Raw genomic sequence first — 7,903 nt, 5'->3', positions numbered from 1 at the left:
TAAAATGAGCCACACCTACAGTGCTCTTTTCTATCAAATCATTCCATACTTGGCGTTTTGCTTCGCTTACCATGGGCTGATACTGAGCCTGACTTTGGCAATTTGGCACATGAATTTTTTAAATGTTTCGCCGCCACGAGACATTTTATTTCCCTACTCGCTCTTCAGTACTTTCGCAGGATTAGTTTGCGAAGCGACATAGGAATGAATACCGACGATCAACAAACAAATTACCATCACTCCCAAGCCGGCTGCTGCAAATATCAAATAGGGCATTTCAACTCGTGTATTGAAGCCATTCAGCCATTCATTTAGGAAATAATACGCTGGGAAAACTGCTATCAGAAAGGACACGCCCACCAAAATCATATACTCTTTAGAGATCAAGAATAGGATCTGCTGCAAGGAGGCACCCAAAACTTTTCTTATGCTGATCTCCTTGGTACGCTGAGCAATGGTAAAACTGGACAGCCCGAATAATCCCAGGCAGGAAATCAAAATTGCAAGTGCACAGGCGAAACCCAGCACATTTTTAATTTTCACATCCTCCTGATAAAATCGTTCTATTTGAGTATCTAAAAAGTTGAAGGAGGCCGATTCATAAGGATAAACTGTCAGGTAAATTTGCTCTAAGCGCTCCTTCGCGGCAGCCAAGTTTTGATCTGAATTCAGCTTTACATTCACCGTCTGGAAATAAGTCGGATTGTACGTAAACAGCAAGGGACGGATTCCCTCTCTAAGCGTTCTGGAGTGAAAATCAGCAACGACTCCAATAATTTTTACCTTCTCATCGCTATATCTGATCACAGTCCCTACCGCTTCTTCCACACTTGCAAAACCTGCTTCCTTCACAAATTGCTCATTGACCAATATTTCTTCCTCCCGATCAATTCCGTCTGAGCCAGCTAGCAAGGGAATACCATTTACCCGTACAAAAGCAGAATCAACATTCATGACTTGTATATAAATCTCCTTCTCAGTCGTATCCACCGGCACATAAGCATCCGAAGTCCAAAGACTCGTGGACGATACCAAGCTTCCGCTAAGGCTGGCACTTTGGACTATAGCTTCTTGATTAAAGCGATCCTGAAGTTGAAGCATTTTATCTGGATCTGACATGAAAGGGACATTCGCGTACATCACTGCTTCCTTATCAAAACCCAAAGGCTGGCTTGTGACATATTTCAGTTGATAGTTCAGCACTAAGACCAGTATGATAAAAGCGATGGAGGAGGACAACTGGATGACAGTAAGATTTTTGCGCAAAAATACTCCTACGGAAAATTTACCTGTCTTGATCAACTCTCCCTTCAAAGCACGTTGCGGATCGTAGTTGGAAAGTATCAGTGCCGGATAAATACCGGTAACTAACGACAATAAAAGCGGGAAAGCTGCATAAAAAAGTAAGTTGAAAAACGAGAAATAATCGATTCTAAAATCCTCAGGCAAGTAACTTTCAAAAAGCACTTTGATGCCTTCTACCAGAGCCAGCGCTAAGATCGTACTACATAAAACGATCAAAAATGTCTCCGCCAAGAACTGAGTGATCAACTGAAATCTAGTGCCTCCAATTGTTTTTCTGATCCCAACTTCCTTGGATCGGCTGATGGCTTGGGCAGTTTCTAGATTTACAAAATTCAAGGTAGCCAGCACTAGAATTAGTAATCCTATATAGATCAACCCATTTAAAAAGGTTTTGGAAACGCCGCTATTGCCATAATTTGGCACAAAATGCATGTCTGCTAACGGTTCTGCAAAGAAACTAGTATTGTATTCCCCATCATCTCCAGCTTCCATATTTTTGGTGACCAAAGCCTTAAATGATTCATCTACCGATTCAGGTGTTATTCCCAGCGCGAGTTTGACGAAAAGCTGGCTGCTCGAATTCACTGATGACCAGTCGTGCAATCCATACCAGTCGAGTTGCTCTGGAGTTCGGATGGTACTGTAGGAAATAAAATCACGGAAAATAAAATCTGTATTATGAGTAAAATCGGCTATTACTCCGGTGACTTTTGCATAGATAGAATCAGAGTCCACAAACATCAATTCCTGTCCCAAAACATCTGCTGCATCAGAACCGGGGAAGTATTTATGCAAACTTTCTTCTGTGATCACCAGTGATTCAGGCTGAATCAAAGCTGTTTCCGGATTGCCTGCAAGCCATACTCTAGGGAAAATTCTAAAAAATCCCGGATCAGCAAAAGTCACTTCGTTCGACCTTCCAAACACTTTATCTCTACTAGGCAAAGCCACTAATGTCTCATACATCGTATAGAGTTTGCCCTTCGTTTCGATGCCTGAGATCTCATCCTCAATCACTTCACCAAGTGGTCCTGGGGTTCCAGAATTAGGAAAACTTCCACCATCTCCCCAATCTGTCAGGGTATTAATCCTATAAATCCGCTCCTTATCAGGGTGGAATTGGTCAAAGCTATACGAATGCGTTACCACATTGGAAATCAAAAAGCAAATCGCTATTCCTATGGACAAACCCAAAATATGGATAGAAGTCCTTAGCTTATTTCTTCGGAGGTTTCTCCACGCGATTTTAAAGTAGTTTTTTAACATAGGTAGAGTTTTTTGATATCCACATCATCTTCATTAGTCAGCGTTTGGCATTTATCATTCTGTATGAATGTTTTCATTTTTATCGGGTTGTCAATTTTCTCCAATTCTAGATTCTAAAATGAGATTGCTTTGTCGTCCTCCTTCCTCCGCGCAATGACGTAACCATTTTTTTGGCCAGATTACGGATTGCAATTTTAAAGTAGTTCTTCCACATTGTAAATGGTGTTAGTTAAACGTTCTAAGGACTTTTATTTGCTGTTGTCGGATTGTCTTAGTTGCTTGCCAAAACTTCGATATTCAGCAGTTATTTACTATTGTCGTTGTTGTCGGGTTGTCAATGGCTGAATTTCAGTATTCCACCTTGACTACGCCGTGGTCTTTTTCGCACTGACCACTTCATTCTGTCACCCAGACCTAGAACTATAAAATCCTTACTCCGAAAAACAAAGAATTCCCCTCACCTCCACTATCAAATTTCTGTGCCATTAAAAAACTGGCAAAACAGCCCAATTTTCCCAATTATGTACTATCTGCTAAAAATCTATCGGACATTTTTGTTCGCTGGTGGGCAAAGTTTGGTGAGAGATCCGTTCTAAGAGTAGAAATTTCACATTCTGATTAAAAGCATTTGGTGTTATTGTAGAATACTTACCTATCTGGATATGGAAAAAATAGTGAGCACCTAAATCTCGAAAAAATCAAAAATCCCCAAATCAGTAATAAATGTTATGCAACATGGCAAACAGGAATTAGCTAGATAGTATTGAATGAAAAAAATCTTGCTGCACAGGACCAAATAAAGGATGATGCTCAAACTTGAAGATTTTGCTCAGAATAGAAATCAAGTTGTATGGGCTTAAACCAAAATTTTAAGCATTTGTGATTTTAAAAAAATCCCATGATTTACAGACTGTATTCATGTGTCTCACTCTTCAATGACCTTTTAACTAAACTTCCGTAAGTGTTTTGACTTGCATTAAAATTAAATAATTGGAGAAATGAAAGATTTCCATTTAATTTATAGGCAAAACAATAAATTGACAATCGAAATATTGTTATTGCCGAAAACAGAAAAGATGTTACCTTTTAACTTTCCATTTTCCGCCACATCAAGCCATGAAACACTAGCGGTGATTGGCTCATCTTGTGGTTATACTAAAACTTAAATTAAATATGGCAACCAAATTTTTAGACCCCGCATATAAGGGTTCAATCAACCAGAGCTTTCGAGAAAAAAGATTTAATTTCTTTCTGGATCTTCTAAAAAGAGTAGATAATCAACCCCCTATTCGGATTTTAGATATCGGTGGGACTGAAATTTATTGGGAGAGAATGAAATTTAGTAATACTAACGTTCACATCACTTTGTTAAACTTGGACAAAATTGAAGTCACGCGTGAAGGTTTCACTAGTGTAAAGGGTGATGCATGTGACTTAAGTGAGTTCCGTGACAACCAATTTGACATTGTATTTTCAAATTCAGTAATTGAACATCTCTTCACGTTCGAAAATCAAAGGAAGATGGCAAACGAAGTTAGGCGGGTAGGCAAATACTATTATGTCCAAACTCCCAACTATTATTTCCCATTAGAACCACATTGGCTTTTCCCATTTTTCCAGTTTTTACCTTTCAATACTAGAGTCTATTTGACCAATAATTTTAATTTGGGGAATTATAGTAAAAGCCAAACTAAGGACGCTGCGATACAACGAGTGGAAGAGGTGAAGCTTCTGACAGAAAAACAAATGAAAGATTTGTTCCCTCATGGAAAATTATATCGTGAAAATTTAATGGGACTGACTAAATCCCTTTCAATGTATCATTTTCCAGAAATTCAAAACACCTAAGAATTAATTGCTTCTGAAATCAGATAAATAAATTAGCAATTATTAGGAATAAGTATCCTTGAACCGAACTGGGAGATCCTTAGCACATGGATTCTCAATGCTTTAATAGAACTGCTTTAGGATACTTGGGCCGAACCTGAGATTTTCAAAATGTGATGAGAACAAGCAGGATTCATGTAAAATTTAAAGAGTTTATTTTCCGAGTCGATGATGGATGGAGCTTTAACATGTAAGGTCGTGATAGAGGCATTTATCCGAATGAATATGAGTCTATCAAAATGGAAAAAAACCTTTATTGCTTGGAAACGCTATTTTACAGCACTTTTCCGAGTTGTATTCAATTTGGATAAAATTGGCAGATCAAACACAGCTTGTCTCTAGAATTCCCTTTGACACTGCTGAGGAATGTCAGAAAATCAATGCATTTGCATTGGACAAAAATGAGGAGAATTACTACAACTTAAAAAGAATTGGAAAAGTGAAAATTGATCCGAATCCGACCGGATCAGGTAGGCAGGATCTCGGTAGAGCAGTCGGGAATTTTTTGTGCGTCTGTAAGCTACCGGACGGATGATGACCAGTTTGAGATCTTTGTTTCCTGATTTTCGCCATCTGACTCGTTGGATTACTTTAAGCTCAAAGTCATGCCTTTTCCCGCAGCCCAAGCCTGGACGGTTTGCCATGAGTACTCTTCGGACTGGCGGATCTGTACGGGAGTGGGGAGTGCTTCCCCGTAGACTTTTTTGCGTCCTTTCCCTACAGGCCTTGGCTCGGGTAGCAGATATAAACTGGCATCTTTGCGGATTCTGCCGATCAGGGTAGCGTTTGGAGGGATTTTTTTGAGTACCACTTCGTTGGTATCACTCCCATCCACACTGATGACCAACTCTTTGTCTGAAAAACCATCCTGATCAAGATTTTCTCTCAATAGTCTGATTCGTTCGGCTCCCATGACACTGAGCTTACTTTTTTTCTGAGTCTCTTTAAACTGCTCCCAGTCCTTCTGCTCACTTCCTTTGCCAGGCTTACGCTCCGTTGGGCAGTGATACACAATCGGAATGGCTCGAGCTTGTACGGCACCCATCTTGGTGAAACAGGAAAGTGAAAGTTGTATAAAACGCTGTCCCCAGATCAAATTAGTCTGGAAAGCAGGTCCCAAAGGGTCGCGAAGCCATCTTCCTCCAAATACTTTTTTTCCTTTTTTGCGAAAAAGTGTATCGTCCAAATGGGCGAAGACATAGTGCTCGCTCGGATCGATCAATCCGACTACCCGTCTTCTGATCACCCCGAAGATCCCGGCAATATCCATCCGATCTCAAATCCCACACGCAATAACTTTCCCGTTTCTTTTGGGACATCCTAATAAGACAAAAAACTACTACTTGACCTTGTGTTTCCCTTGCTCATGTTTTAGATTTTGTAAACTTTTCCAAAGACACCACTGAAATGCTCTGCCGCCAATAGGGCATTAGTCGGTAAGATTTTTAATTTTACTCTCCATCACTTTTCAATCCATTGTAGACATGTCACAACCTGACCTGAACAGCCCGAAGAAAACCTCAAGCAGCACTCAAGATAGACGAGCCTTTTTACAAAAAAGTGCCCTTGCTTTGATGACCGCAGTTCTTGGCGCAGATATAGTTCATGCTGCCACCATGCCCAAAGGCTACCTCCCTGTTGCATTACCTGCAGATTTTGATCCAATGAAAGGCAAAAGCAAAGGAATGATTATCAGAAATGAAAAGCCTTGGAATGTAGAGCCGACACCGAATCTATTGAATGATGCAGTCACTCCTTTTGCGAGTATTTTCATCAGAAATAACGGGCTGATTCCAGAAGATATTGACGTGAATAGCTGGACTCTTACAATAGGTGGAGAATCTGTTTCGAAGGAAAAAACTTACAGTTTGGATGAGCTCAAAAAGAGATTCAAAGCCTTCACTTATCAATTGGTTCTTGAATGTGGTGGAAATGGCCGAGCTGGTTTTTATCCCCCAGCATCGGGCAATCAGTGGGAAGAAGGAGCAGTTTTCTGTTCGGAATGGACTGGCGTTCGATTAAAGGACGTTTTGGCTGATGTGGGCATCAAATCCAACGCAGTTTATATTGGTTACTATGGCAAAGACAAGCATTTAAATGGCGACCCTGCAAAAGTGGTGATCTCCCGAGGAGTGCCTATTGCCAAAGCCATGCAAGATGAGACGCTGCTAGCTTGGAAGCTGAACGGACAAGACATCCCGCTTGCCCATGGCTTTCCACTTCGCCTAGTTTGCGGGGGTTGGCCAGCTTCAGTTTCTGGCAAATGGCTTCACAAAATAGTCGTGAGAAATAAAGTGCATGATGGCGAGAAAATGATGGGCGATTCCTACAGAGTTCCAAAATATCCTGTAGCTCCTGGACAGGAAGTGCCTGATGAGGATATGAAAATCATTGAATCCATGCCTGTAAAATCACTCATCACTTACCCAAAATCCGGAGCGATGTTTGGCACTTCCAAAAAATTGGCCGTGCAGGGACACGCTTGGGCCGGAGAGTATGAAGTGAGGGAAATGCAGGTAACTACAGATTTTGGAGCTACTTGGCAAAAATGCAACTTGAAAAAACCTGTAAATCGACTGGCTTGGCAGCAGTGGTCTATCGAGTTGGGTTTTCCTCAGGCAGGGTATTATGAGATCTGGGCAAGAGCAACCGACGATCAGGGAATCTCTCAGCCCATGGTAATCCCTGGATGGAATCCTAAGGGCTACCTGAACAATGCCTGTCACAGAATCGCCGTGAAAGTAAGCTAAGAAGAATGAACAAACTACCTGAAAATAAACCGTCATCGTCAAAAAGGGAAAACCTCCAATTTTTCAATGGTCTTTTCAAGTCTGTTGCCGGGCTGGTGGGAATAGTTGTGTTGCTCGTGGGAGTGGTACTACTATTGATTTTCCGACCAGAAATCTCGGCTTGGCAAAGCACAGACTCGGTAGAACTTCCTGCCGAACTTGCATCAAGCCAATCCGATCCAGCCGATCAGGTAGTAGAGGGAAAGGACTTGGTTACAGGATTGATCACGGGAGAAGGACTTGAGTTGATCAAAGGAAATTGTATCTCATGTCACTCTAGTGCCCTGATCCTACAAAATCGGTTTACCCGCGAAGGCTGGCACGATAAGATCGTATGGATGCAGGAGACTCAAGGGCTTTGGGATCTTGGTGAAAATGAAGCAAAAATCCTTGATTATCTGGCCACAAACTACGCCCCGGAAGCACCAAAAGGACGAAGAATCCCACTTACGGGAATTGAATGGTATGAGCTGAAAGACTAAAGATCTCCTTTCAAGTTCTTGCGTAAACGTTTAATTTATATGATTATACGGAATCTGGCGAGTAGAAAATTTATAGGATCGAAAATCCAAAGACACATTGAATTCTGATTTACTCCGGTCATCGGTCTTCCAACCCATTGACCAAAGAGAATTCGCTTGCTGGCAGAAAAGCGT

The 7,903-nt window shown here is 41.2% G+C and carries 6 protein-coding genes; 4 read left to right on the top strand and 2 right to left on the bottom strand.

Translation table 11 applies throughout. The annotated features are described in order from the left end of the window. Window positions 1-153: 153 nt before the first annotated feature. The gene (locus BVH04_RS24630) at window positions 154-2,571 is read right to left on the bottom strand and encodes an ABC transporter permease (protein WP_086544116.1); all 2,418 of its coding nucleotides are present in this window, start codon (window positions 2,569-2,571) and stop codon (window positions 154-156) included. 1,173 nt (window positions 2,572-3,744) lie between these two features. Between BVH04_RS24630 and BVH04_RS24625 the strand changes: the two genes are divergently transcribed. Both BVH04_RS24625 and BVH04_RS24620 read left to right on the top strand, forming a co-directional pair. After that, entirely contained in the window at window positions 3,745-4,419 is a 675-nt protein-coding gene (locus BVH04_RS24625; RefSeq protein ID WP_086544115.1) for a class I SAM-dependent methyltransferase, read from the top strand. A 352-nt stretch (window positions 4,420-4,771) separates the two neighbouring features. Continuing rightward, entirely contained in the window at window positions 4,772-4,993 is a 222-nt protein-coding gene (locus BVH04_RS24620) for a hypothetical protein (RefSeq protein WP_140160667.1), read from the top strand. A 51-nt stretch (window positions 4,994-5,044) separates the two neighbouring features. Here the strand turns inward: BVH04_RS24620 and BVH04_RS24615 are convergent, their stop codons facing one another. Further along, window positions 5,045-5,728, bottom strand: a complete 684-nt coding sequence (locus tag BVH04_RS24615) for a hypothetical protein (RefSeq protein WP_086544113.1) — start codon at window positions 5,726-5,728, stop codon at window positions 5,045-5,047. Window positions 5,729-5,942: 214 nt separating this feature from the next. Between BVH04_RS24615 and BVH04_RS24610 the strand changes: the two genes are divergently transcribed. Beyond that, a complete protein-coding gene (locus tag BVH04_RS24610) occupies window positions 5,943-7,208 on the top strand; it encodes a sulfite oxidase (RefSeq protein ID WP_086544112.1) in 1,266 nt (421 codons plus the stop codon). 5 nt (window positions 7,209-7,213) lie between these two features. Next, complete coding sequence (locus BVH04_RS24605) at window positions 7,214-7,729, top strand: hypothetical protein (RefSeq protein WP_240511059.1); 516 nt, start codon at window positions 7,214-7,216, stop codon at window positions 7,727-7,729. Window positions 7,730-7,903 lie beyond the last annotated feature (174 nt).

It is taken from the genome of Algoriphagus antarcticus, from assembly GCF_002150685.1.
GTDB classification, from domain to species: Bacteria; Bacteroidota; Bacteroidia; order Cytophagales; family Cyclobacteriaceae; genus Algoriphagus; species Algoriphagus antarcticus.
Note: the sequence above shows the minus strand (reverse complement) of the source record. Positions and strands in the feature narration are given on the sequence as shown.